The following is a 24,160-nucleotide window of genomic DNA, read 5'->3' on the forward strand; positions in this document are numbered from 1 at the left end:
AGTGAATGGTCAATATTTACAATCAACACGTTGGGCAGATATTTAAAAATTGACAGGCGAAGCGAATTGACTATTCAATTCACCCCTATCATTCCTATTTTGTATATTTCAGTTTCAGGATTGCCACTTCATTAGGCCCGATTCCCATTTCTACCTGGAAAAAATTTTCAACGCTTCCGTATTTTTTGCTGATCGCTCCGAAGAAATTCCTGATCAGCTCAGGTCTTAATTCCATCTGTTGTTTTATTTCAGCTTCACTCATACCTGCCATTTTTGAAAGTCCGGAGTACATATTTTTCATGGTAGGGTTTTTAGCTAAATAAAAATTGGAGGCTACGTAATCTTTTTCGATCACATCCTGTGGAACGCCTAATATATTCAGTAATAATGCTGTTGCCATCCCGGTCCTGTCACGTCCGCCCGTACAATGGAATAAAAGGGCTTCATCAGGAGGTAATGTCAGCAGCTGTACAAACAAAGCTCTGTATCTTTCCCCAAAATAAGGTAACCCGCCTTCTCCGTACATATCAAACAGGAAGTTTTTATCTTTTAAAAGTTTGGCCATATCCTGTGCAGTCGGAAGATTGTTGCTTCCTGCCGGGCACAAAAGATAGGTGGTGTTTTGCGGTAATCTGTCCGGAGCTTTTTTAGCTTCTTCAACACCTCTGAAATCGACTACTGATGAAATTTTCCTGTCTTTAAAAGTTTTTAAATCCTTGTCGGATAGTTTATCAATAGCATCACTCCTGTATACTTTTCCTAAAATCACTTCTTTTCCGTCTGTTGTTTTGTACCCTCCCGTATCTCTGAAGTTATAAGCGCCTTCCATTTTTACAACGCGACGGAGACTGTCACTGATCTGTGCATTTGCAGTTGCTCCCAAAGCAACCATCACGGTCATTGTTAATACTAATTTTTTCATGTATCTATTTTAAAATATTTGCCAACGGATTCCTAATTGTCCTCTGCTTCCATACCATTCATTGGATGTTACTCTTTTCTTATTATCCCCCATATATAGTCTTAAACTTTCATTGCTTAAGTTGTTCAGCTCAATAAAGACCTTAATTTTTTTATTAATATCGTAGCTTGCTGAGAAATCAACCGTAAAGTTTTTATCTGACCAGATATAATAATCAGTCCCCAATTTCTGATTAATGGTTTCTACTGATTTTCCTCTGTAGTTTCCTGCCAGACGGATCATTACTTTTTTGTTTTCGTAATACAAAATAGCATTGAACAGGTTTTTAGACTGGTTCGGTAATGTTGTTTTATCAAAATACTGGATACCTCCAACTGTTCTCGGAACTTCAACTTTTGAATCGATGAATGTATAATTGAATTCAACTCCGAAACCGTTCCAGAATCCCGGTAAAAAATCAAAACGCTTATTGATCCCGGCCTCAAAACCAAACAGATTGGAATCCTGAAGGTTTTTAGACTGGGTGACCATATAATCTGTTCCGCCGATATTCAGTATCGAGGTGTCGGAGAATACAATATTTGATATTTTTTTATAAAATATCCCACCGGAAATAATCCCGATATTATTGAAATAATATTCTCCCATCATATCAAAATTATGGCTGAAAGTAGGTTGCAGATCCGGGTTACCTCTCGTAATGGTAAATGGATTTGAAGTATTGTCTATGCTGGATCCCGGAGACATATCTCCAAAATTCGGTCTGATAAATGATCTTGTATAGGCAAATCTTAAGCTTGATTTGGGTGAAAAATTATACCGCAAATGAAGCATCGGAAGAAATGCATTGTAATTGCTTTCCACAACAGACGGGCTGATCACGGTGGTTGCAGGTGTTCCCTCTTTTGTTGCTTTAGAACCATTTAAAGTAAGTCTTGTTGATTCATTTCTGAAACCACCGACAATTTTAAACTTTTCACTGGCTTTAATTTCTGCCATTGCATAGGCTGCAAAAACAGATTCTTCCCCGGTATAAACACTTGTAGCATTAGATTCTGCGCTTGAGAAATCCCTGAAGCCATATTGCTGTAAAAATTCAGGTGAATACATCTGGAAAAGCTGATCTTTTGTTGGCGGATTCATAATGTACGAATTGTAGTTTCCATTCATCCCGTTCAAAAAACCTGTTCCTTTCGGCGGATTGGTCGTTGCTAGCTGGGAAAGGCTCAGCAATGCGGGAGAATTCGGGATTCCGACAGAAGCGCCCGGAAGAAACACGGCGTTATATCCGAATGTGCTTGTACGGTTTTTGTCACGGTATTTTGCTCCGACTTTTAAAGTGATATTCGGATTAAGATCATATTTCAGGTTTATCCTTGCGATTTTGTCTCTTTCATTGTTATCCAGTTTTGAAATAACCAGCTGGGATAATAAGAGCTTATTGGCATTTATTACTTCATTAGGGTCTTTTACATCAGATCCGTAATTCAGGTATTCGCCGCCTGTACCATCCGGAGAATCAAAGCCCCAGTATCTTTTCCCATCACTTGACAGGTTATTGAATCCTCCGGTAATTTTCTGCCTGAAAGTAGAAATCGGAAGTCCTTTGATCTCATTGGTTGACGGTGTATCAAGGAAATACCTGGCCTGGTAATCACTCAACATCCAGTCAAGGCTTAATTTCTGGGAAATGCTGTGCTCACCACCTAATTCCATTCCGTATAATTCTGTCTGATAATGAGAATATCTGAAATTATACTGGTAACGGCTGTTGGTATAGTCAACATAAGATTCATAAACGGGACGGATATCATCAAACTTATTAAACATTCCTCTGAAATAAACCTTATTATTTACGTTGAATTTATATTCAAGTCCACCGTTCAGGCCTATTGTTCTTCTGGTTCCCATATACCTTTTCATCATGATGGTGCTGATTGATTTTTTCTGGACATCACTTGCCGCGCCGGTATTATAGGTCACATCAAACGAATCTGCACCCCACTGCCTGTCCCAGATGGCACCCGATAAAAGTACCCCAAGTTTGTTTTTGAAAAAACGGTCGCCATAGACAAGAGAAGCATTATAGGTCCCGTCCTGGGAAAAAGTGTTGTAACCTCCGGCTCCGCTTACACTCAATGTTTTCTTTGCCGGAGCTGTTCTGGTAATAAAATTAATGCTTCCGCCAATGGCATCACCATCCATATCCGGGGTAATGGCTTTAGAAACCTGTACAAACTGAATCAGTTCTGAAGGAACTACATCAAGAACAAAAGATCTGTTCCCTAAAACATTGGCACTCGGAAGGCGGTTTCCGTTAAATAAAGCCGAAGTCCATGCAAAAGGGGTTCCCCTTACAGTCGCCTGGTCCGCTTCCCCATGATATCTGGCTACAGCAACCCCCTGAACCCTCTGTACGGCTTCTGCAGCATTTCTGTCCGGCAGTTTTCCAATTGCATCGGCTGCAATAACTTCCATAATGGCGCTGTTATTTCTTTTGATCTCATATGCCTTGGCCTGGGTCAAAGCATTAGGCCTTGTAAAAACCACTTCCTGAATATTGCCGACCTTGTCTTTTGTTGTTTTATCTTCGGGAATTATTGTAATGTATCCCATATCATTGGTTCCTTCCTTTACTGTCACCGGGATTGTCTGGGTTTCATATCCGATGTATTCAACTTTAATCATGACCTCGCCCAGCTTTGGTGAAAGTATATTGAAATCTCCGTCTAAAGATGAAGCTGTTTTGGCCCCGGTATCTACAATCGAAATATTCGCTCCGGGAAGAGCACCGTTTGTTTTACCGACAACCGTTCCTTTTATGGTTTGGGCATGTAGAGTTCCAAAAGAAGCTATCAGGAAAAAAGCAGATATCTGAATGATTCCTGACCTTCGTTTTGAAAAACCAATAGAATTGTTCATAATTTTTTTTCAGCAAAATTGGTCAGATTGTGAGTCTGTTTCGTCCTTCAGAAAAAATCACCGAATAAAACGTGTCACTCGTTGGATTAATACTTTTAACATTTTGATTATCAGTTTATTAATTTAATTTAACTGTTTGTTATTTATTTGTGAACCCAATATTAATAGGTAAATAAAAATTTTAATAGATAAATAACAGGATTGCGAATCATAAAAAGCAGATTTTGTATTTATTTTGTATAAACCTAAGGAAGAATGCAATATATAGTTATCATCGGGGCTTTTCAGGCTCTTGTGGCCCTTTGGCTTTTACAGTTCAGAGAGAGAAAATCACCTTCGAATTATCTGTTTATTTTCCTGCTTTCTGCGATTGCTGTTCACCTGACGATTAAATTTGTTATCTTCAATTTCATTCCTGATGAAAGTATCAGGCAGCAGATGAATACGTTTATCGGAGTCTGTTATGGCCCTTTGATCTATTTATACACTTTAAGCAAAACAAAAAAAGGATTTTCCATTGCGGGTAAGTGGTATATTTTTATTCCATTTTTTTTATTAATGATTGCTTATTTTACGGTTTCCTGTGTCTTTATTATCCTAAATCATGCCGATCAGAAACTGCTTGATCTGTATAATAGCTTCAGCTTAAATTTAATTTTCATCATTAATTTATATTATCCTTTAAAAAGTGTTTTAATTGCCAGAAAAACCCGGTTCAAAACCCTTGAAAAAATTGAATATGATGTTATTACCAGGATTTCTTACTGCATTCTGTTGATGGAGCTTGGTGTAATTGTCTCCAAAACCCTATTATATATTTATCCTGAAGAAACTCAATTCATTAATATTTCGATAAGAAGTATCGCTTATTTTTTATTACTGGTCATCTGCCTTTTAATCGTAAGAAAAAGCCTTAAAACCGAAGTCGTACATATTTCTGAAACTGATTCTGAACATCATCATTTGAAAATTTCTGTCAACCCAAATATTGATGAAGACAGCCTGCCGTTAAATATCATTGATTATGAAATAAAATTTAATGAATTGTGGCAGAAAATGGATGACTCGGTGAAAAAACAACAGCTTTTCCGGAATTGTGATTTAAATCTGGATGAGCTGGCCATTAAAACGGAGATCAATAAATACCAGATCAGCGAAATGCTGAATGGTTATAAGCAAAAGCCTTTTTATCGCTACATCAACGAATACCGGATAGAATATTTCAGAAAAATGGTTGAAAAAGCCATAGAAAAGAATGAACATATCAATTTCCTGTCTTTTGCCTATGAAGCAGGATTTAAGTCTAAGTCTTCCTTTAACCGCTATTTTAAAGAAATCATTGGGAAAACCCCTTCGGAATATTATAAAAGCCTGATCAATGAAAATAAAGGATCAGCGTTTGAAAACCTGTATCGGGGAAGTGCTTAGATCATTTATGGTTTGAATTTTCTCGCAATCCAGGTAAAAAAGGTCCTGTTCAGATAGAAAAATCAATATAATTATGAAGGACTTTCATTACGAAGCATATTCACAGGTTTGATTCCGGGGAACTTTTTCTTGCGCCGTCTCTGAATATATTTTTTGTTTTAAATGATGATAACTAAATAGTGAATCTCTTTACCCGGAGCTATGGTATTCTACCTTTTCACAGATATCGTATCGCTTTCGGCAGATCCGTTGCTTTTGCTATTGTCTTTATATTTTGTTTTTGGTTCGTCTTCATCAAGATTACACCTGCATGAAGCTGAAGAAAAAAAACAAATAATTCCTAAGATAATGGTTGCTGTTGTTTTCATAATATGATATGTTTAAAGTGTTATTTTTAATTTTATTATTGACTGAATTTCTCCGGAAAAATATCTTTTGACATTTTATCCGTTTACAATCAATCCTCCGTTAGGATGAAGAACCTGCCCTGTAATCTGTGCAGCGTCTTCGCTTGCCAGAAATAAGAAACTGGCAGCCACCTCTTCCGGGGTTGCATTTCTTTCAAAAGGCGGCTTATCAGTGTCTTCTTCTTCCTCACCGAAGGTTTCTTTGGTAAGAGGCGTTGCTACCGGCCCCGGTGCCACTGCATTGATACGAATTCCTTTTGGCTTTGCCTGTAAGGCCAGAGAACGGGTGAATGAAACGATAGCTCCTTTAGTAGCAGAATAATCAAGAAGTTCGGCGTGTCCCTGATAAGCGACGGCCGAAGTTGTATTAATAATAGTTCCGGCTTCTTTCATATAAGGAAATACTACTTTAGTCAGCAGGATCATCCCGATAATATTAGAATCAAAAGTTTTTCTGATATTTTCTTCTTCAAGGGTTTCGATATTGTCTGACGGAAACTGAATGCCTGCATTGTTGATCAGAATATCAATTCCACCAAATTCCATAATCACTTTTGCTGTGGTCTCTTCACAAAATTCGTAATCATTGATATCTCCGGGAAAAATGATACATTCCCGTCCCAGATTCAGGATTTCATTTTTTGTGGTTTCAGCGCTTTCATCATCTTCATGATAAATAATAGCAATATTGGCTCCTTCTTTTGCAAAAAGAATAGCAACTGCTTTACCTATTCCACTATCTGCTCCCGTGATAAGAACGGATTTATCTTTTAATCTTAATCCACTCATCATATTTTATTTTTCGGTTGCCGGCTTTTGCATTTCTCCCATTGTACGGGCAGCCATATTGTATGTCGTAAGGTTTGATATGGCTACGGTAAGCTTATTTTTAAAGCCGGAGATCAGTTTATCATTGCCACTCATCAAAGCATTATAACCGTCTAATGTCACTTCTGCCGCTGACGCCAGATGATCTTTATCCTGCAGGATTTTACTTGTATTCATGTCTGCTTTATTAAAGAAATCAATATCGGTAGGCCCTGGTAAAAGGGCTGTTACCGTGATCCCTGTATCTTTCAGCTCTTCACGGATGGCTTCGGACCATGACAATATGAAAGCCTTTGTTCCATGATAAACCGACTGCCATGGGCCGGGAGATTTGCTGGCTATAGAAGCAAGGTTTAAAATCTTCCCTGATCCTTTAACCAGGCGGTCTTTTAAAAACAATTTGGTGAGTATGATAACTGAAGTAATATTCAGATTCACAATATCTATTTCCCTGTGTATGTCGGTATCAGTGAATTTCCCGTAAACACCCTGTCCTGCATTGTTTACAAGGATCTCTGGGGTTATGCCATTTAATTTTAATTCAGAATAAAGAGCATAAACTTCATCCTGCAGTAACAGTTTTTTTGAAATGCAGATCACATTAACACCATAGTTTTTAAATTCCTGAGATTTATTTTTTAATTCTTCATGATCCCTGACAACGATGATCAGGTCATATCCGCCTTTTGCGAATAATTTTGCCAGTTCGTAGCCGATTCCGCTGGTTGCTCCTGTTATCAGTACATATTGTTTTTTACGTTCCATAAGTTTATTCTAAAATTAATAGCTGTTTATTCATTTCACTTTTAAAGCACCCTAAAATAAATTCTGTGTAATATAACTGGGCATTCAGAGCCTGGGTTTTGGGATGCAGTTCAAGCTTTTTGGTAAGAATGATCTCCTCCTTATAAGCAAAAGAAAAATAGGCGAAAATTTTATATGCGGAATTTCGTATGGGAGTACAATAGCCGGTTGTGGCAATAGACCAGTCAGTTTCATATAACTTTGCAATATTAAGGGCCATTGTTTCGGCGATGTTTTCCGAAACACAATCGCATTCTTCGGCTTCTGTTTTGTCAACATTCAGTAATCTCACTTTTTCCGAAAGCGTGTAAGCGGTCATGCCGCCTTTGTAAAATAATGAAGCATTCGGCATTTGTGAGAAAGCTAGCTGCAAACATCCGGAAGTCACACTTTCTACAATTGAAATGGTTTCACTGGTAGTTATCATTGAATGACTTATATATTCTAAAAGATTTTTTTGAAATTCCATAGCATTATGTTTTAAGTTGTTAGAAAAAATTTAAGCACTGTAGTTAAACTCCTGAAAAGAAATTTATACTCCATTTTCATAGGGCGAATCCTAAGGACACACCCTAATAAATGTGAAGATCATTTCTACAAATTATTGATATTTTTGAATCTGCGGATGGGAAAAAGAAAGCTTTCATAATCTTATATTTAAATGTGATGTGAAGGTGTTTTCTGATTACGCTGAAAGCTGATGTTTAAGAGTTTCTTTCTATTTCCAGATCCCAGACCCTATGGTTGGCAATTGCGCTTACAAATTTGTTTTGCAGTTTATTTTCTGACCAGTTGATAATAGCAGGATCTTCATGTTTTTTCAGGAGCGACATTACTGTTATTATAAAGTCCTTCGGTACCTGATCCGAAATAGATCGCTTTACAATGCTTATAAGCCTCATTGATAAAATGTAAAGACTGATGTTTGTTTTCCGGAAGTAAAAGTTCTTTTGCAGAATGTTCACCTGCAGAAATATATAAAGCATCAAAGATACCCCGATAAACAGATATTTTGAAAGCTTTATAATTTTACAGTGCTTAAGGGAAACCGCATTGAACGGATAAAGACTATCCATGAAAAGTAAAAATTCTCCGAAGCTCTGGCTGGTTGTAAGCATCCTTTGGATACTTTCTTTTCCTTTCTCATTATAATTATTGAGCTTTACTTCTCCTTCAATTATCTGATAATAAAAATGTAGTAAATCCCCTTCATTGAGAATGGTTTCCGAGGGACCGTAATCTACTATAGCCCCACCTATTGAGTATAATATTTTTTCGCTGATTCCCATAACAGTTGCCTTTTAAATTAATGATATTTAAAAAGGTTCACAAAAACAGATCTTAGTAAAAAAAATTATAGAATAGTTATTAATGCAAAAATCGCACCGCCTTCAATAAATAAGCAGTTAAAGTAAGTTAAATAAATTGTTGTAATTCAGTATTTTATTTCTTTAATTCATTAGAGCAATTCAATGCTGAACCCTATCCGGAGCATCATACGGATAGGGTATAAACAATTTTACTCATTGTTTCATTGAATCTTTTTTAGGAGACCCGGGAGCTGTCTTTTGGAGGAGTTGCCGTTGTCACGGTATCAGAAGCTACCGGAGGATCTACCGTTGTACCTGATGTGGAGATAGTATCGATCCTGTTTTTATGGAATTATATTAAATAAGTAATATTTCTATTTAATGGTAAAACTCGTACCTGTGTAACAAAACTATAAAGAAAATATACAGAAATTTATGATTTGAATCATAAGCCTTATCTCTGTGAGAAAATCTTATTTTGCAAATTTCTTTGTACCGGCAACACACAGGATAACGCCAACGGTTACCCCTATCATCCCGATACTTACCGGCTCATGAAGCAGGTATGCTGCTAAGGCCAATCCGAAAAACGGCTGAAGTAGCTGTAACTGGCCCACAGTAGTGATCCCTCCCTGAGCAAGCCCGCGGTACCAGAATATAAACCCGATAAACATGCTGAATAATGCAATATAAGCTAATCCCAGCCACGCTCCTGTACTTACCTGTTCTACTGAATCCGGAAAATAAAAAAAGAATAGCGGAAGCATTAAGGGCAACGCGATCACCAAAGCCCACGAAATAACCTGCCAGCCACCCAAATCTTTTGAAAGCTTTGCTCCTTCAGCATACCCCAATCCACACAGAATCACAGCTGCAAGCATTAAGAGGTCACCAACTGGAGATGCCGAAATCCCCTGGGAAACTGCATAGCCGATCACTAAAAGACTTCCGATAATTGAAAAAAACCAGAATATAGGCTGCGGGCGTTCCCCACCGCGGAAAACACCGAATATAGCTGTAGCAAGGGGCAACATTCCTAAAAATACAATAGAATGAGCGGAAGTAAGATACTGCAGAGCCAGTGAAGAAAGCAGCGGAAACCCGATAACACAACCGACTGATACAAGCACCAACGGGAATATCTGCTTTCCGGATGGTATCTTTTCTTTATAGATTAATAAAACTGATAAGGCTAATATTCCCGCAATTCCTGCCCGGGCAATGGTTACAAAAACTGGGTCCATATCCGTTACGGCGAGCTTCGTGGCCGGTAAAGAACCACTGAACAGCAGAACGCCTATAAAGCCGTTAATCCATCCGTTTACTGTCTGATCTTTTGATAAGGTATCGATTGCCATTGTATATTTTTTATGGTTCAAAATTAGAATAGAAAATTAAATAATCACAGTCTCAGTTTTGTATATTTGCATGGACACAGTTTGAGTATGGGCAAAGAATTTTTATACACAGAGATCGCGAACGGGATTGCTTCCCAGATCAAAAACGGTATTTTAAAGGCAGGAGATAAGCTACCTTCTGTGAGAATGCTCTGCCATGAACATCGGATCAGTATGAATACGGCAAAACGTGTTTTTCTGGAACTGGAATCTCAATCATTAATTGAATCCAAACCGCAATCAGGATATTTTGTAAGCCCCTTTTTTTCTATAAAACTTCCTTTGCCGGATGTAAGCCGCCCGTCTTTAATTGCCAATAATGATGAGCCGGATGAGTTGATCAGCAAAGTATATGAAAATATGGGTAAAAAAGGACTGACCATTTTTTCTATAAGCATCCCTTCCGGAGATCTGCTGCCACAGGCAAAACTCAAAAAGGAAATCGTTAATGCCACCCGTGAGCTGAAAGAAGGCGGAACCGAATATGAAGAACTTCAAGGAAATCTGAAGCTCAGAAGGATGATTGCATTGCGGTCATTACCATGGGGTGGAAATTTTAATGAAAATGATCTGGTTACCACAAACGGAGGGATGAATGCCCTGTCTTTCTGCCTGATGGCTTTGGGAAAACCTGGTGATACCATTGCCATTGAAAGCCCATGTTATCCGGGAATTTTACAATTGGCCAACGGATTGGGATTAAAGGTTTTAGAATTGCCTACCCATCCTACGACAGGCATTGAAATTGAAGCTTTAAAGAAAATGATTCCTGAAATCAATATATGCCTGCTGATTCCCAATTATAACTCTCCGTTAGGCAGCTGTATGCCGGATGAAAATAAAAAAGAAGTGGTAAAGCTTCTGGCCGAAAATAAGATTCCGTTGATTGAAGATGATGTTTATGGAGATCTTTATTTTGGGCCAAGCCGGCCTAAATGCTGTAAATCTTTTGATAAGGAGGGAAATGTTTTGTATTGCAGCTCGATTTCAAAAACATTGGCTCCGGGGTATCGTGTGGGTTGGATTGCTCCCGGAAAATACAAGGATAAAATACTGAAGCTCAAATTACTTCATTCCACTTCTTCGATTTCACTTGTCAATGAAGCCGTTGCCAATTTCCTGAAAACCGGAAAGTATGAGAAACATCTGCAGCAACTGCGAAGGACCCTGCAAAGCAATTATCAGAATTATGTACAGACCATAGCTGAATCTTTTCCTGAAGGTACGAAAACAGGCAGGCCACAGGGAGGGCTTTCCCTCTGGGTGGAGTTTGATAAAAAGATTGATACTAGGATTTTATATGATCTTGCGATCAAACAGAATATCAGTATTGCTCCCGGAAGAATGTTTACTTTACAGGATCAGTTTGAAAACTGTATGCGGCTTTGCATCGGCTTGCCATGGTCAGAGGTGACCCAGACAAAATTAAGGCAGATCGGGAGTCTGGCAAAAATGATTTAATCTGATTATTTGTCTGCCACGAAATTCTTTCTGGCCAGCTCTTTTCTTACCCGGCTTAAACTTTCCGGAGTAATTCCTAAGTACGAAGCAATCATCCATTGCGGAACTCTTAGTAACAAATCAGGATACATTTTAATAAATTTCAGGTATCTTTCTTCTGCCGTTTCTCCTAATAAGGAATTGATTCTGTTCTGAAGGCTTCTGATATGTTTCTGCAGCAGAATATCACTTCTTTCAATACTGTTTGGAAACTGCTCAACCAGTTTATTGAAGAAATCCGGATGCAAAAACAGGATTTCACAATCTTCAACGGCTTCAATATAGTAAATTGATTTTTCGTTGAAATACAGGCTGCTTCTGTCTGAAATCAGCCAGCTTTCCGGGGCAAACTGTATGATGTGCTCCTTTCCGTTTTTGTCAATAGAATACATTTTTAAAAGGCCTTTCTCCACAAAGAATATATACCTGCAGATCTCACCGTATTGTAAAAGAAACTGGTTTTTAGGAATTTTTTTTATTTCATAGTGCAGACTGCACATGTTCACTTTTTCAATAGGAACATTTAAAACTTTCGCTAAATAATTGTTGATATTCTTCATGATACGATCTGGCTTAAAGATATGTGTTGATGAGAAGCGTTACTGACAGCTTTCCCGTTTTCTATAACAATTAGCTGAGGGCTTTCATGCCTGATGCCGAAGTCAGCTGCTATTTTGTTTGAAAGAGGCCTGTAAGCTAATAAATCAAGGAAATAAAAATCAACTTTTTCATCACTGTTATTTACTTCTTTCTCAAAATTTCTCAATACGGTTTTACTGATGAAGCAACTCGTTGAGTGTTTAAAAATTGCAATTTTATGATGAAAAGAATTTTCGATAGCTTTTGCTAAATCAGCTTCAGATTCTATTTTTTTCCAGAAAGATTTTTGTTCGGGATTTTCTTCTTTTTCACCAAATATTTTATCAAAAAAGCTCATACATTAAATTGTTTAAGATGATGATCAAGATGTTTATACTCTAAAAATCCCCAATCCTTTTCCTTCATTTTTCCAAAAAGAATATGAAAATCCGGTAGCATATCATTTTGACAGGTCAACTGATAATTATCCAGTGTTTTCAGAAGGCCTTCTTTTGCTTCATCAAAATTACATTCAAAATTAACGATAAGTTTTTGAAAAGTAGGCATATTTCGGGGAATTCCGTTATTGAAAATCTGCATTTCTATTTTAGTGATTCTTCCTATTGTCCCAAAAAGAGCATTAACAGGCGAAAGATCAATTTTTTTAAGGGCAATCTGAAGGACTAAATCACAATGTTTTAACATCTGGGTAACATTCATTTTTCCCCATTTCTTTGGAGAATTTTCAGACAACATGGAAATCCTGGTGATAATTTCCTCAAAATACAGGGGATTATGAAGACTTTTTTTTACCAACCTTTTTCTTTCTTCAGATTTTGAATATGGGCAAAATGATGATCACAATGCCAAACATAGAAAGCAAGATAATACCTCAGGTCATAATCCTTATTCATTTCAGGATGATGGAAAGTTCTCTCAAACTGTTTGTTGGTAAGGGTTTTTAGTAAGGCTGTCCAACGTTGATGGGTTCCTTTGATCATTCTCATTGCAGGCTTTACGGGCATATTTGCACTGTCCTGAAGCTCTGCCCACTTGGCTTCGTCATAAGGTTTTATGGTAGGGTTATTTTCAGTAATTGCCAGTTTAAAACGGATAAAACTGTTAATATGGCTGTCAGCAATATGATTGACAAGCTGTCTTACGGTCCAGCCTCCTTCCCTGTATGGTGTATCTAATTGGTCATCTGTAAAATCTTCAATAAGACTTTTAAGCTTTTCCGGAAAATTTTTGATTACTTTGATATGTTCATCAAGTTTGACATCACAGATAGGTTCAGAAGGCTCAAACTTTCCTATGGGGTATTTCTTTTGTTCCAACTCACTCATTATATTAGTATTAGATTTTTATATGGCCTATTTGTCCGATAATTCTGTTTTGGACAAATTTTTGCGCATTAGTTTTTTGTAAATTTATCAAAAATTCGAGAAATCTAAATATGAAAAAAGCGTTAATAATAGTAGATGTACAGAATGATTTTTGTGAAGGCGGTGCTTTGGCGGTTCCGGGAGCGAACGAAATAATTCCTTATATCAACCTTCTGATGGAAGAAAATGAATATGACCAGATCGTTCTTACCCAGGATTGGCATCCGGCTGACCATAAAAGTTTTGCCAGCAATAACGGTAAAAAAGTAGGCGAAAGTATTATCCTGAATGGTGTTCCTCAGTTTATGTGGCCTGACCACTGTGTACAGGGAACTTTCGGAGCAGAATTTCATAAAGACCTGAACAGGGATAAGGTAACCCATATTGTCCAGAAAGGTAAAAACCCTGAAATTGACAGCTACAGCGGTTTTCAGGATAATAATCACTTCATGAAAACAGGTCTTGATGACTTCCTGAAATATCATGACATCCAGCTATTGGAAATTGTAGGCTTAGCCTTGGATTATTGTGTGAAATTTACATCTACTGATGCGGTAGCTAACGGGTATGTGACCTGCCTGCATTTTAACGGAACCCGCGCCGTGAATGTAAAGCCTGATAACGGCAGAGATGCCATCTATGAAATGATTCAGAAAGGGGTAACTGTACTTGGATAGCTTTTTGAGTTATAAGTTATGAGTTATAAGTTATGAGTTATAAGTTATAAGTTATAAGTTATGAGTTATAAGTTATGAGTTATGAGTTGGGTGTTATTGTAAATGTGCCTATTCTATTTACTGATACATTTTAAAACTAAAGAGAAGATTTCAATTCTATAAAAAAGCGTGATAATTTAATTACCACGCTTTATATTTTTTAAATGCTGCTGAAATGTTTCAGGAATAAATTAAAAACTCATCATTGATAATTTATAATTCATCACTCTTAAAGCATTTTCAGATTATTCACTTCCAGTTCCGAAAGGATTCTCCAGTGTCCTCTTTTGATGTTCTTTTTGGTAAGGCCCGCAAACATTACTCTGTCTAAAGCTTCCACCTCATATCCTAATCTCTGGAATAATCTTCTGATCACACGATTCCATCCGATATGAATTTCAATTCCGATCTCATTTTTAGGTTTTCCTTCAATGAATGAAATCTGGTCTACTTTTACCACTCCTTCTTCCAGACGGATTCCTTCTACGATCAGCTTCATATCCTCATGCGTTAATTTCTTATCCAGAGTCACATGATAAATCTTTTTCGCTTCAAAAGATGGATGCGTCAGTTTTTTCGTCATGTGTCCATCATTGGTTAATAGAATAACACCCGTTGTGGAACGGTCTAACCTTCCAACAGGAAAAACACGGTATGGGGAAGCATTTGCTACCAGATCCATTACAGTTTTTCTTGCCTTATCATCTTTGGTTGTCGAAATATATCCTTTTGGTTTATTCAGAAGTACATAAACAGGCTTTTCAGGCGTAATACCTTGTCCGTCAAAAACCACTTTGTCGGTTTTCTGAACCTGGTATCCCATTTCAGTTACCACGACTCCGTTTACTTCTACCAAGCCTTGGGTGATCAGCTCATCTGCTTCTCTCCTGCTGCATATTCCGGAATTTGCGATGTATTTATTAAGACGGATCGTGTCTTTATGTACATCTTTATCTATTTTGTTTAATCTTCTCTTCTGTACAAAAGATTTTGCCCTGTCTTCATCTCTGCCGTCCCCACCGGAAGGTCTTCTGCCATATTTTAAGCTGCCTCTTTCATACTTGTCCCTGGTGTCAAAATCTCTTCCACCTCTTTTTGAATTTGATCTTCCAAAAGGCTTTTTATCATTACTTTTATTGGTAACGTAAGGGGTTCTCTCTGATTTTGAGTTTTGATTTTCATCGCGGTTATCAAAATTGGCTTCACCAAAACTCTTGTTACCACTTTTTGTAAACGGCTTTTTAAAAGGTTTTGATTCTGAAGAATTTCCAGATTTAGGAGCGCGAGAACTTCCGGAATTTCTTGTTGAAATTCTTGGTCTTTTAGGTCTTCCTGAATTATTATTGTCTCTGCTCATTCTAAATATTTCTGCAAAGATAGTAATTTAGTTACGAGTTAAAAATTAAGAATCATAACTTTGCAGTATAGTTTGTAATTAACTTTATAGAAAATCAGAAAATGATAACATTATTAAACGATAATTTTTCTCAATTAAACAACTTCTTACACGAAAAATCTTTCAGCAAAATCTTTATATTGGTTGATGAAAATACACATGAATACTGCCTGCCCATTCTTTTAGGAAATATGGAAACCGACCTGGCTTTTGAGATTCTTGAGATTGAAGCCGGAGAAGAAATGAAAAATATTCAGACAGCTAACCAGCTTTGGGAAATTCTGACAGAAATGAAAGCAGACCGAAAAGCCCTGATTATCAATCTCGGTGGCGGCGTTATTACAGATATGGGTGGCTTTGTGGCTTCCACTTATAAGAGAGGAATTCAGTTTATCAATATTCCTACCACTCTTTTATCAATGTGTGATGCATCTATCGGCGGAAAAACAGGAATTGACCTGATGCATTATAAAAATATGGTCGGAACTTTTACCTTTCCGGAGCAGATCTTTGTATATCCTAAATTTTTAGACACTCTCCCATTTAAAGAATTGAGAAGCGGTTTTGCTGAAATGCTTAAACACGGATTAATTGCCGATAAAGCCCATTGGGATAACCTTATCAGGATACATACGCTTGATACGGAAGCTCTTATTCCCCATATTCAGACTTCTATGGATATCAAGCAGGATGTGGTAGAAAAAGATTTTCATGAGAAAAATATCAGAAAAACATTGAATTTCGGCCACACAATCGGTCATGCTATTGAAAGCCTGTGCCTCGAACAGGGGAATCCTGTTTTACATGGCGAGGCCGTAGCAGCGGGAATGATCTGTGAAGCTCATCTTGCTTATCTTGAAAATTTAATTTCTGAAGAAGATGCTCAGCTCATTATCGAAAATATCCAGAGGTATTACCCGTATCTTGATATCACCGATTTTAAAGATGAGGAAATTTTTGCTTTATTATTGAATGATAAAAAAAATATTGACAGTAAAATCAATTTTTCCTTACTTTCAGAAATCGGTGCCTGTACTTATGATTATGAATGCAGCCAGAAAAATATAACGGGGTCATTGAGCTTTTACAGAAGATTAAATGACGCTTAATGGATAAAAAGCAGACCTGATTTTCATCATTTCAACAATTTAGATTTTTTCTAAACAAACGTTTGATCGGTTGTTTAAATTACTGATTTATAGGTATTTTTGAAATTAAACCATCTGTTTTAACGGATGGTTTTTTACTGACATTTATCATAAAATTTACTTTGGCAAGCAATTTGAAAGATACTCTGCGTCAATCGAAAAATTGACAGTAGTAAAATTTAAAATAAGAATAGTAAATATTAAAAATCAAAAATTATGAAAAAGTTAATTTTAGGAATAGCACTTACAGCAGGTTCACTTGCTTTTGCTCAGCAGACCAGTTCTACTTCGTCAGCTTCCCCGGTAAGATTCGGGATTAAAGGAGGGATGAACGTTTCTTCTCTTTCTAAAGATGAAGGCTTAGATGATCAAAAATCTAAAATTGGTTTTAACGCCGGAGTATTTGCGAATATCCCAATTGCTAGTTCATTCAGCATCCAGCCTGAGGTATTGTATTCCCAGTATGGTAGCAAAGCAGATTATACGGTAGCAGGAACTAAATTTTCGGCTTCAAGTAAATTAGATTATATCGCAGTACCGGTAATGTTCCAGTATAATGTAATTCCAAACCTTTATTTAGAAGCAGGTCCTGAATTCGGATTCATGGTAAGCGCAAAAAATAAGGTGAAAAATGAAAATACAGGTGATTCATCCACATCTGATAACTACAAAGATGATTTACAAACATTCAACTTTGGTATCGGTTTAGGAGCAGGATATTATTTCACTGATAACATCGGTATCACGGCAAGATATGTAGCCGGTTTAACAGATGTTGCCAAAGACAGACCTAACGGATCTGATGCGGTAAGAAACAATGTATTCCAGGTAGGTTTAGCATACAAATTCTAAGGAATACCCATTCAATTAACAAATTTTAAGTTTCAATAAGGAAAGGTTAGATTTTAATTAATCTAGCCTTTTTTTAATTATAATTTAATAAATTAACTTTTTTTGGCAAGAATTTTGCATAAAACAAGTTCAAATAAAATTATAACCATGAAAAAAATTTTCTTAGGATTAGCAGTAATTGCTGGTTCTTTTACATTTGCACAGAAATTTGGAGTAAAAGCAGGTCTTAACGTTTCTACGATTTCAGGAGGTGATTCTAAAGCTAAAGCCGGATTCTATGGCGGCGCATTTATGAATCTTCCGATTGCTTCCACTTTCAGTATTCAACCTGAGATTTTATATAATGGTGTAGGGGCAAAAGCAGATGGGAATGAAGATCTTAAAGTAAACTTAAGTTATATTTCAGTTCCTGTAATGTTCCAGTATAATGCTACTCCGAAATTTTATCTTGAAGCAGGACCACAGTTCAGCTTCCTGGTAGATTCCAAATTCAAGTATCAATCGGTATCAGTAAGCGGAAACGACTATATCAAAGGATTTGATTTCGGTATTGGTCTTGGTGCAGGTTATTATTTTACGGATAACATTGGTGTTACCGCAAGATATGTTGCCGGTGTAATAGATATTGCCAAAGAAACTGGCGGTGTACAGGCTGACGGAAAAAATAATGTATTCCAGGTAGGTCTTGCCTATAAGTTCAAGTAACAGATTTTGATTTCAATAGAAAAGGTCGGGTTTAATTTATTAAGCCTGACCTTTTCGCTTATGAATATTGGATTATAATTTTTATTTTACACTCATTATTTTTTATTAACGCAAAGCTTTTAAAATCCGGCTGCAATGTTTTAAGAAAAGCAGAAAAGTTGCTATAAGGTATTCTTTTGAAAACCTATTTTATAGATTAAGAAAACTTTGCCCATCTTAGATAGGTCTGACTCATCATTTCCTTTGGGATATAAAAACCAAATAATAAGGATCGGGAACATCTGATCCTTTTATTTTTAGATTTATTATCATTTCTGCTTTAATTTTAATATAATTTTAAGCCTGTTCTACTTTTCTCTTTTTAACTTAAGTTTTTAATTAATTTTATTAATACGATTAATTTTTTACAACATAAAATAATTACTTATGTCAATCTTTAATTAGCTTTCATTATTTCGTTTTCTATAATTCATCCAATAAAGATTTTGGCAAGTCTTTTGTAAAGTATTCATGGCTTGATTAAACGATTAGGCAAAAGAATAGTAAAATAAAAAAATGAAATTATGAAGAAGTTATTTCTAGGACTAGCAATAGTCGCTGGCTCATTAGCCTTTGCTCAGGAAACACAAACTGAAAACACAGGTCCTATCAAAAAAGAAAAGCAGCCGATAAGATTCGGTATCAAAGCTGGAGGAAACTCGACTTATTTCAGTGAGCAAAAATTAAGTCTTAATAACCAGAAAATCGGATTCCATGCAGGGGTTTTAGTTAATATTCCACTATCCCAGAAATTCAGCCTGCAGCCGGAGGTCTTATACAACCAGCTTGGAGCGAAAAGTGTGATCTCCTCTACTGATGTGACCACAGGTGCTACGAACGTTAAAACGAAAAGCGAGTACAAAACTACCATGAACTATATTTCGGTTCCTTTAATGGTACAAATGAGGCCTACAGAGAAATTTTATGTAGAGGCAGGGCCGGAATTCAGCTATTTTGTCAATGGTAAAAACTCAGGAGAGAGTACAATCTCTACCACTACCGGAGGAAATACAACTACTCAAACTGTATCCAACTCTGAGGATATTAATAAAGACAACATCAATAAATTTAATTTAGGCCTTGGCCTTGGCCTTGGATATGACATCACCCAGAACCTTGGGATCAATGCAAGGTATATCAACAGCCTTACTGACATGAGAAATCAGAAGCCCGAAGGCACTGAACCATTGAACCACAGAGCATTTCAATTAGGCCTGAATTATAAATTCTAATCATATATAACCCAGTTTTTTAACCCGAAATGCAGATTACTGCATTGAAAAACAGCCGGCAGATTTTCTGTCGGCTGTTTATATTGATCATACAAAAGGCTATTCGAATATTCGGGGATCATCGCTAATCACTCCATCTATTCCCATGTCTTTTAATTCTTTTAATCTTTCCTTAGTATTGACTGTCCATGGTATCACTTTCATACCCAATGCATGACATTCCTGTACGAGTTGTAAAGTAACAAGTGTATGATCAGGACTGTAAATGGGTGGAATGAAACTCAGAAATTTCAGATCTCCTGCCACGCCATTCAGATGATCCGGATACTGTTTGAATTTCACTGCGGGTATATTTTTGAAATGAAACTGCTGCTGTGCCAGCTTTTTATCATCAACCTTTTCCACCAGTAAAGCGGTCATTATCCGAGGATATTCCTTATGAATGATTTCCAGCGTTCTGGGATCAAACGACTGAATAATTACCCGTTCCTGAATTCCTTTTTTTACAATAATTTTCATCATCAGATCTACAAACTCCTTTGGTTCCGGGTGAAATATATGATCAGAAAAAGGGCGTGTTTTGGTTTCTATATTATAAAAAGGCAAAGGTCTTTTCAGTTCACGGGAGTAAGCCTCGCAGGTGTCTATTATGTCTGAGAAGAGAGGCTTTTGAGCTTTCATCTTCTTTTGGTCAGGATAGTTATCAAGTTTCTTTAGGCCTACATCAAATGTTTGAATCTTTGCATAAGGCATATCATAAATTTTATAGTAAAACCCGGAATCTTTTGGGATATAAGTTCCATCCGGTTTTGTTACCAACTCAGGGGAAAGAAAAGCATCATGGGAAAGGATTACTTTTTTGTCCTTCGTTATGGCCAGATCCATTTCCAGCGTTGTGATATTCATTTTCAGGGCATTCTTCATTGCCGGAATTGTATTTTCGGGATATAAAGATTTTCCTCCACGGTGGGCGTGCTTATCGAAAGACTGAGAGAAGCACAACTGGGCAATTACCAGAAAAATACCCGTTAAAAATACGTTTTTCATATCCTGAAGCTTTAATGGGACAAATTTAAAATTTGCTTTTATAGAGTATGATACAGGAATATTAAGCTTTTGATACATTTATAAAAACAAAAAGAACCGGGTTAATGCCCGGCTCCTTCATTTTATTTTAAATAAAATATTAATTAAATAATTCTACTTCCTCTCCTTTTCCTACGGGATACTCTTCTGTAAAGCATCCGAAGCAATGGTTTGAAGATCCTAAAATTTCCTTTAAATTTTCAGTACTTAAAAATTCTAAAGAATCAACCCCCAGATAATTTTTAAGCTCTTCAGTGGTCATATTGGCTGAAATCAGATCATCCTTTGAAGGTGTATCAATTCCTAAGTAGCACGGGGCAATAATCGGAGGTGAAACACTTCTGAAATGAATTTCTTTAACTCCTGCATCTTTCAGGATTTTAACCAATCTTTTAGAAGTGGTTCCGCGAACGATAGAATCATCGATGATCACTACTCTTTTATCTTTGATTTCAGAAATGATCGGATTAAGCTTAAGGTTCACTACCCTTTCTCTCATTTCCTGGGTCGGCACGATAAAGCTTCTTCCGATATACCTGTTTTTAATCAGAACCGGACGGAAAGGTATTCCGGACGCTTTTGAGAATCCTATAGCGGCAGGAACCCCGGAATCCGGAACCCCAATAACCACATCAGCATCTACAGGAGCCTGATCCCAGATTTTCTCTCCCGATTTCTCCCTGATTTCGTAAACATTGATATTTTCTAAAGTAGAATCGGGTCTTGCAAAGTAAATGTATTCAAAAGAACAGATTCTCTGTCTTCCTTTCTCTTCATTTGCCATGTAAGAATTCAATTTTCCCGGCTCGTTTTCATTGGTATAAATGATTTCTCCCGGTAAAACATCTCTTACATATTGTGCTCCTACAGCATCTAAGGCTACAGATTCGGAGGCAACAACGTATGTTTTTTCGTCAACAGCTCCTAAAACCAAAGGTCTGATCCCGTTAAAGTCCCTGAATGCAAAAAATTTATTTCTTGTCATTCCTACTACAGAATAAGCACCTTCAATTTTTTCCATTGTTGCTTTAATTGCACTCCTTAAGCCCAGATCAAGATTCTTTTGAATTAATCTTAGAATAACCTCAGAATCTGAAGTGGCCCTGAAAACAACGCCTTCTGCCTCAAGTTCTTTTTTGAGTTCCTTTACGTTGGTAAGGTTACCGTTATGAGCAATAGAAAGTATAATCTGGTCATATTCGTTTTTCGCAAAAAACGGCTGGAAATTATATTTCTTTTTATCTCCTGCAGTGGTATAACGGGTATGCCCGATGGCAGAATTTCCCATAAAAGTTTCAGGATCCTTGATCTCTTTATAAACATCCAAAACCAATCCTTCGTCTTTCATATTGGTGATTCTCCCGTTTTTTAAAACGGAAATACCACAAGCCTCCTGCCCTCTGTGCTGTAATGCAAAAAGCCCGAACTGTGAAAGAGAAAACGTATCAAGATCGTTATCCGAATACATTCCGAAGATACCGCACTCCTCATTGGGGGCATCCAGCCTTTCTTCTTCCTGCGTTCTGAAAAGATTTCTTCCGTAGGTCTGGTCTTTAAACTGTTTTAAATATTCACTTTTATGAATGTCTAAACTTTTCATTTCTATTTTTTCTGAATTAGAAGTCAGATCTTAGATGTTAGAAATTAGTCTAAGTTAACTTCAATTATAATTTTAAACTCGCTTTTAATGAATTAAATCATTTTCTGAATCTCAGCTAAAAGTTCTTCTAAAGGAGCTGTTTTGATTTTGGAAACAAAATTTATCAGTAGCTGCAACTGAGTTTGTAATTCGTAGGCAGAACCAAACGCAATTCCCGGAAACTGATAAATTGATTTTTATTATTTCTTCCGGCTCCTTCAGCAATATCAGGTGGTATGAAACAGCATATCTTCTGATTTGAGATTATAAACCAAACTTTTCTTCGCCTGGCAGTTCAGAAGAAATCAGATAAGCTTCTTTTATCAAAGCCATTGATTTAGTTCAAACTTTTAAATCTTTAATCCGATGTGATTTCATTCTAACCTCTAAGATCTGACTTCTAACTTCTCAAATCTACTTACCCAGTAAATTTTTCAATCTGTTATAGATCTCAACATAGGCTTCAGTTACTTCTCCAAGATCTCTTCTGAAACGGTCTTTATCCAACTTTTTCATGGTATCTTTATCCCAAAGTCTGCAAGTATCCGGAGAGATTTCGTCTGCAAGGATGATCTCACCATCTGAAGTTTTTCCTAATTCGATTTTGAAATCAACTAAAATGATGTTCATTCTGTCAAACAGATCAATCAGGATATCGTTGATGTCTGATGTCAATTCATACATATCATCAAGCTCTTCGTAGGTGGCAGCTCCTAAGAACACAGCATGGTGATCATTGATAAGCGGGTCTCCCAACTCATCTTTCTTATAGCAGATATCAAAGATGGTAACCGGGGATTTGATTCCCTCTTCTACCCCTAATCTTTGTGCCATGCTTCCTGCAGAATAGTTTCTTACCACCATTTCCAAAGGAATGATAGAAACCTTTCTTACCAATTGCTCTCTTTCGTTCAATTGTTTAATGAAATGAGTCTTAATCCCTTTTTCATTTAAATATTCAAAAATCAAAGTGGTGATCGCGTTATTCATTTCACCTTTAAGATCAACAGATCCTCTTTTTTGAGCATTAAATGCTGTAGCATCATCTTTGAAACGCACTACTACCTGATCAGGATTATCGGTTGCAAATACTTGTTTTGCCTTACCTTCGTACAACATTTCTTTCTTTTCCATTTTCTAAATTGTCTTTTATAGTTAGATTTATAATTATTTTATTAAAATTCCTGTTAATACAGCCATCCCAAAGCTCAGAAGCGTGCCCACAAGTACATATTCGGTAAGCTTCCTTTGTTTGGCCTGTGCCAGATCGCTGAACCTGAAAACAGATTTTGCAGCAACCATAAAACCTACGCCTTCCCAGTGATTCACTAAAATGAAAGTAAATACCAGTAAACGTTCTAAAATCCCGATATATTTTCCGGCACTCGTCAGAGATTCGGTTTGAATATTATTTTGTGCTTCAGCCACCGGAGTCCATGAAGACAGAAGTATTTTAATGATAATCGATGACGGGGTTGTTAAAAATAAAACAGCCATCGCAATCTTTAAGAAATCCCGGTCTTTTAAAAACTCCAGGTTATATTCATTAAAATAAAATGAAACTCCCAGAATCATCAGAACATGAAGCAGCTGATCAATAAAAAACCACCTTTTTTTCGTTTTAATAGTCTGAAAAATCAGTTTGGAAGCATCGATAATAAAATGAGAAACTCCCACTAAAACAGCTACCCACCAAAGCTCTGCATTCCAGAGGAAAATAAAGCTCAATACCGTGTGGATCAGAATGTGAAGGTATAAAAATTTACTTTTCAGTTTGCGGCTTTCCTTATCTGCAACCCAAGAATTTGGCTGAAGAATAAAATCTCCGAGTAAATGTGCCAATATGAGCTGAATGAAAATCATGC

At 36.8% G+C, this 24,160-nt stretch carries 24 protein-coding genes; 7 read left to right on the top strand and 17 right to left on the bottom strand.

Annotation, left to right across the window (positions count from 1 at the left end):
* Positions 1-94 precede the first annotated feature (94 nt).
* Positions 95-922, bottom strand: coding sequence for a tyrosine-protein phosphatase (locus PMI13_RS01530; RefSeq protein ID WP_007839935.1), 828 nt, complete (start codon positions 920-922; stop codon positions 95-97).
* Between the two features lie 9 nt (positions 923-931).
* Positions 932-3,844 carry a TonB-dependent receptor gene (locus tag PMI13_RS01535; protein ID WP_007839936.1) on the bottom strand — a complete coding sequence of 971 codons (2,913 nt, stop codon included), beginning with the start codon at positions 3,842-3,844 and terminating at the stop codon, positions 932-934.
* Between the two features lie 255 nt (positions 3,845-4,099).
* On the opposite strand from PMI13_RS01535, the gene PMI13_RS01540 reads away from it, so the two are divergent.
* Entirely contained in the window at positions 4,100-5,272 is a 1,173-nt protein-coding gene (locus PMI13_RS01540; RefSeq protein WP_007839937.1) for a helix-turn-helix domain-containing protein, read from the top strand.
* A gap of 209 nt (positions 5,273-5,481) precedes the next feature.
* Here PMI13_RS01540 and PMI13_RS21040 read toward each other — a convergent pair whose 3' ends face one another.
* The 6 genes from PMI13_RS21040 to PMI13_RS01565 form a co-directional block, all read right to left on the bottom strand.
* A complete protein-coding gene (locus PMI13_RS21040) occupies positions 5,482-5,640 on the bottom strand; it encodes a hypothetical protein (RefSeq protein WP_007839938.1) in 159 nt (52 codons plus the stop codon).
* A 75-nt stretch (positions 5,641-5,715) separates the two neighbouring features.
* Positions 5,716-6,468 (bottom strand): SDR family oxidoreductase, encoded by a 753-nt coding sequence (locus tag PMI13_RS01545; RefSeq protein ID WP_034669523.1) that lies wholly within the window; start codon positions 6,466-6,468, stop codon positions 5,716-5,718.
* Between the two features lie 6 nt (positions 6,469-6,474).
* Positions 6,475-7,272, bottom strand: coding sequence for an SDR family NAD(P)-dependent oxidoreductase (locus PMI13_RS01550; RefSeq protein WP_007839942.1), 798 nt, complete (start codon positions 7,270-7,272; stop codon positions 6,475-6,477).
* A gap of 4 nt (positions 7,273-7,276) precedes the next feature.
* Positions 7,277-7,780 carry a CinA family protein gene (locus tag PMI13_RS01555; RefSeq protein ID WP_007839943.1) on the bottom strand — a complete coding sequence of 168 codons (504 nt, stop codon included), beginning with the start codon at positions 7,778-7,780 and terminating at the stop codon, positions 7,277-7,279.
* 235 nt (positions 7,781-8,015) lie between these two features.
* Positions 8,016-8,600, bottom strand: a complete 585-nt coding sequence (locus PMI13_RS20485) for a Crp/Fnr family transcriptional regulator (protein WP_007839945.1) — start codon at positions 8,598-8,600, stop codon at positions 8,016-8,018.
* A 494-nt stretch (positions 8,601-9,094) separates the two neighbouring features.
* Positions 9,095-9,979 (bottom strand): DMT family transporter, encoded by an 885-nt coding sequence (locus PMI13_RS01565; RefSeq protein ID WP_007839948.1) that lies wholly within the window; start codon positions 9,977-9,979, stop codon positions 9,095-9,097.
* Positions 9,980-10,066: 87 nt separating this feature from the next.
* Between PMI13_RS01565 and PMI13_RS01570 the strand changes: the two genes are divergently transcribed.
* A complete protein-coding gene (locus tag PMI13_RS01570) occupies positions 10,067-11,479 on the top strand; it encodes an aminotransferase-like domain-containing protein (protein ID WP_007839950.1) in 1,413 nt (470 codons plus the stop codon).
* A gap of 5 nt (positions 11,480-11,484) precedes the next feature.
* On the opposite strand, the gene PMI13_RS01575 is transcribed toward PMI13_RS01570, so the two are convergent.
* Genes PMI13_RS01575 through PMI13_RS01590 form a run of 4 tightly spaced genes read right to left on the bottom strand, consistent with a single transcriptional unit; the run spans position 11,485 to position 13,443 of the window.
* Positions 11,485-12,078 carry a Crp/Fnr family transcriptional regulator gene (locus PMI13_RS01575; RefSeq protein WP_007839952.1) on the bottom strand — a complete coding sequence of 198 codons (594 nt, stop codon included), beginning with the start codon at positions 12,076-12,078 and terminating at the stop codon, positions 11,485-11,487.
* Positions 12,075-12,455 (bottom strand): bacillithiol system redox-active protein YtxJ, encoded by a 381-nt coding sequence (gene ytxJ, locus PMI13_RS01580; protein ID WP_007839953.1) that lies wholly within the window; start codon positions 12,453-12,455, stop codon positions 12,075-12,077. Before ytxJ ends, PMI13_RS01575 begins: the two co-directional genes overlap by 4 nt.
* Entirely contained in the window at positions 12,452-12,913 is a 462-nt protein-coding gene (locus PMI13_RS01585; protein ID WP_238536257.1) for a DUF1569 domain-containing protein, read from the bottom strand. The genes ytxJ and PMI13_RS01585 overlap by 4 nt, the downstream gene beginning before the upstream one ends.
* Positions 12,907-13,443 (bottom strand): YfiT family bacillithiol transferase, encoded by a 537-nt coding sequence (locus PMI13_RS01590; protein WP_007839955.1) that lies wholly within the window; start codon positions 13,441-13,443, stop codon positions 12,907-12,909. Before PMI13_RS01590 ends, PMI13_RS01585 begins: the two co-directional genes overlap by 7 nt.
* 110 nt (positions 13,444-13,553) lie before the next feature.
* Between PMI13_RS01590 and pncA the strand changes: the two genes are divergently transcribed.
* A complete protein-coding gene (gene pncA, locus PMI13_RS01595; RefSeq protein ID WP_007839957.1) occupies positions 13,554-14,159 on the top strand; it encodes a bifunctional nicotinamidase/pyrazinamidase in 606 nt (201 codons plus the stop codon).
* Between the two features lie 268 nt (positions 14,160-14,427).
* On the opposite strand, the gene PMI13_RS01600 is transcribed toward pncA, so the two are convergent.
* Positions 14,428-15,555 (bottom strand): pseudouridine synthase, encoded by a 1,128-nt coding sequence (locus PMI13_RS01600; protein WP_007839958.1) that lies wholly within the window; start codon positions 15,553-15,555, stop codon positions 14,428-14,430.
* 101 nt (positions 15,556-15,656) lie between these two features.
* On the opposite strand from PMI13_RS01600, the gene aroB reads away from it, so the two are divergent.
* The 4 genes from aroB to PMI13_RS01620 all read left to right on the top strand — a co-directional run bounded on the left by aroB (position 15,657) and on the right by PMI13_RS01620 (position 19,570).
* Positions 15,657-16,703, top strand: coding sequence for a 3-dehydroquinate synthase (gene aroB / locus PMI13_RS01605; RefSeq protein ID WP_007839959.1), 1,047 nt, complete (start codon positions 15,657-15,659; stop codon positions 16,701-16,703).
* Between the two features lie 255 nt (positions 16,704-16,958).
* Entirely contained in the window at positions 16,959-17,594 is a 636-nt protein-coding gene (locus PMI13_RS01610; protein WP_007839960.1) for a porin family protein, read from the top strand.
* 147 nt (positions 17,595-17,741) lie between these two features.
* Complete coding sequence (locus PMI13_RS01615) at positions 17,742-18,299, top strand: porin family protein (RefSeq protein WP_007839961.1); 558 nt, start codon at positions 17,742-17,744, stop codon at positions 18,297-18,299.
* Between the two features lie 563 nt (positions 18,300-18,862).
* The gene (locus PMI13_RS01620) at positions 18,863-19,570 is read left to right on the top strand and encodes a porin family protein (RefSeq protein ID WP_007839965.1); all 708 of its coding nucleotides are present in this window, start codon (positions 18,863-18,865) and stop codon (positions 19,568-19,570) included.
* A gap of 99 nt (positions 19,571-19,669) precedes the next feature.
* Here PMI13_RS01620 and PMI13_RS01625 read toward each other — a convergent pair whose 3' ends face one another.
* The 4 genes from PMI13_RS01625 to PMI13_RS01640 form a co-directional block, all read right to left on the bottom strand.
* Positions 19,670-20,617: a glycerophosphodiester phosphodiesterase family protein gene (locus PMI13_RS01625; RefSeq protein WP_007839966.1), complete on the bottom strand. Its 948-nt coding sequence runs from the start codon at positions 20,615-20,617 to the stop codon at positions 19,670-19,672.
* Between the two features lie 139 nt (positions 20,618-20,756).
* Positions 20,757-22,256: an amidophosphoribosyltransferase gene (purF, locus tag PMI13_RS01630; RefSeq protein WP_007839967.1), complete on the bottom strand. Its 1,500-nt coding sequence runs from the start codon at positions 22,254-22,256 to the stop codon at positions 20,757-20,759.
* Between the two features lie 453 nt (positions 22,257-22,709).
* Positions 22,710-23,429 carry a phosphoribosylaminoimidazolesuccinocarboxamide synthase gene (purC, locus tag PMI13_RS01635; RefSeq protein ID WP_007839969.1) on the bottom strand — a complete coding sequence of 240 codons (720 nt, stop codon included), beginning with the start codon at positions 23,427-23,429 and terminating at the stop codon, positions 22,710-22,712.
* A 33-nt stretch (positions 23,430-23,462) separates the two neighbouring features.
* The gene (locus PMI13_RS01640) at positions 23,463-24,158 is read right to left on the bottom strand and encodes a DUF3307 domain-containing protein (protein WP_007839971.1); all 696 of its coding nucleotides are present in this window, start codon (positions 24,156-24,158) and stop codon (positions 23,463-23,465) included.
* Positions 24,159-24,160 lie beyond the last annotated feature (2 nt).

This window comes from Chryseobacterium populi, assembly GCF_000282115.1.
Classification (GTDB): Bacteria; Bacteroidota; Bacteroidia; order Flavobacteriales; family Weeksellaceae; genus Chryseobacterium; species Chryseobacterium populi.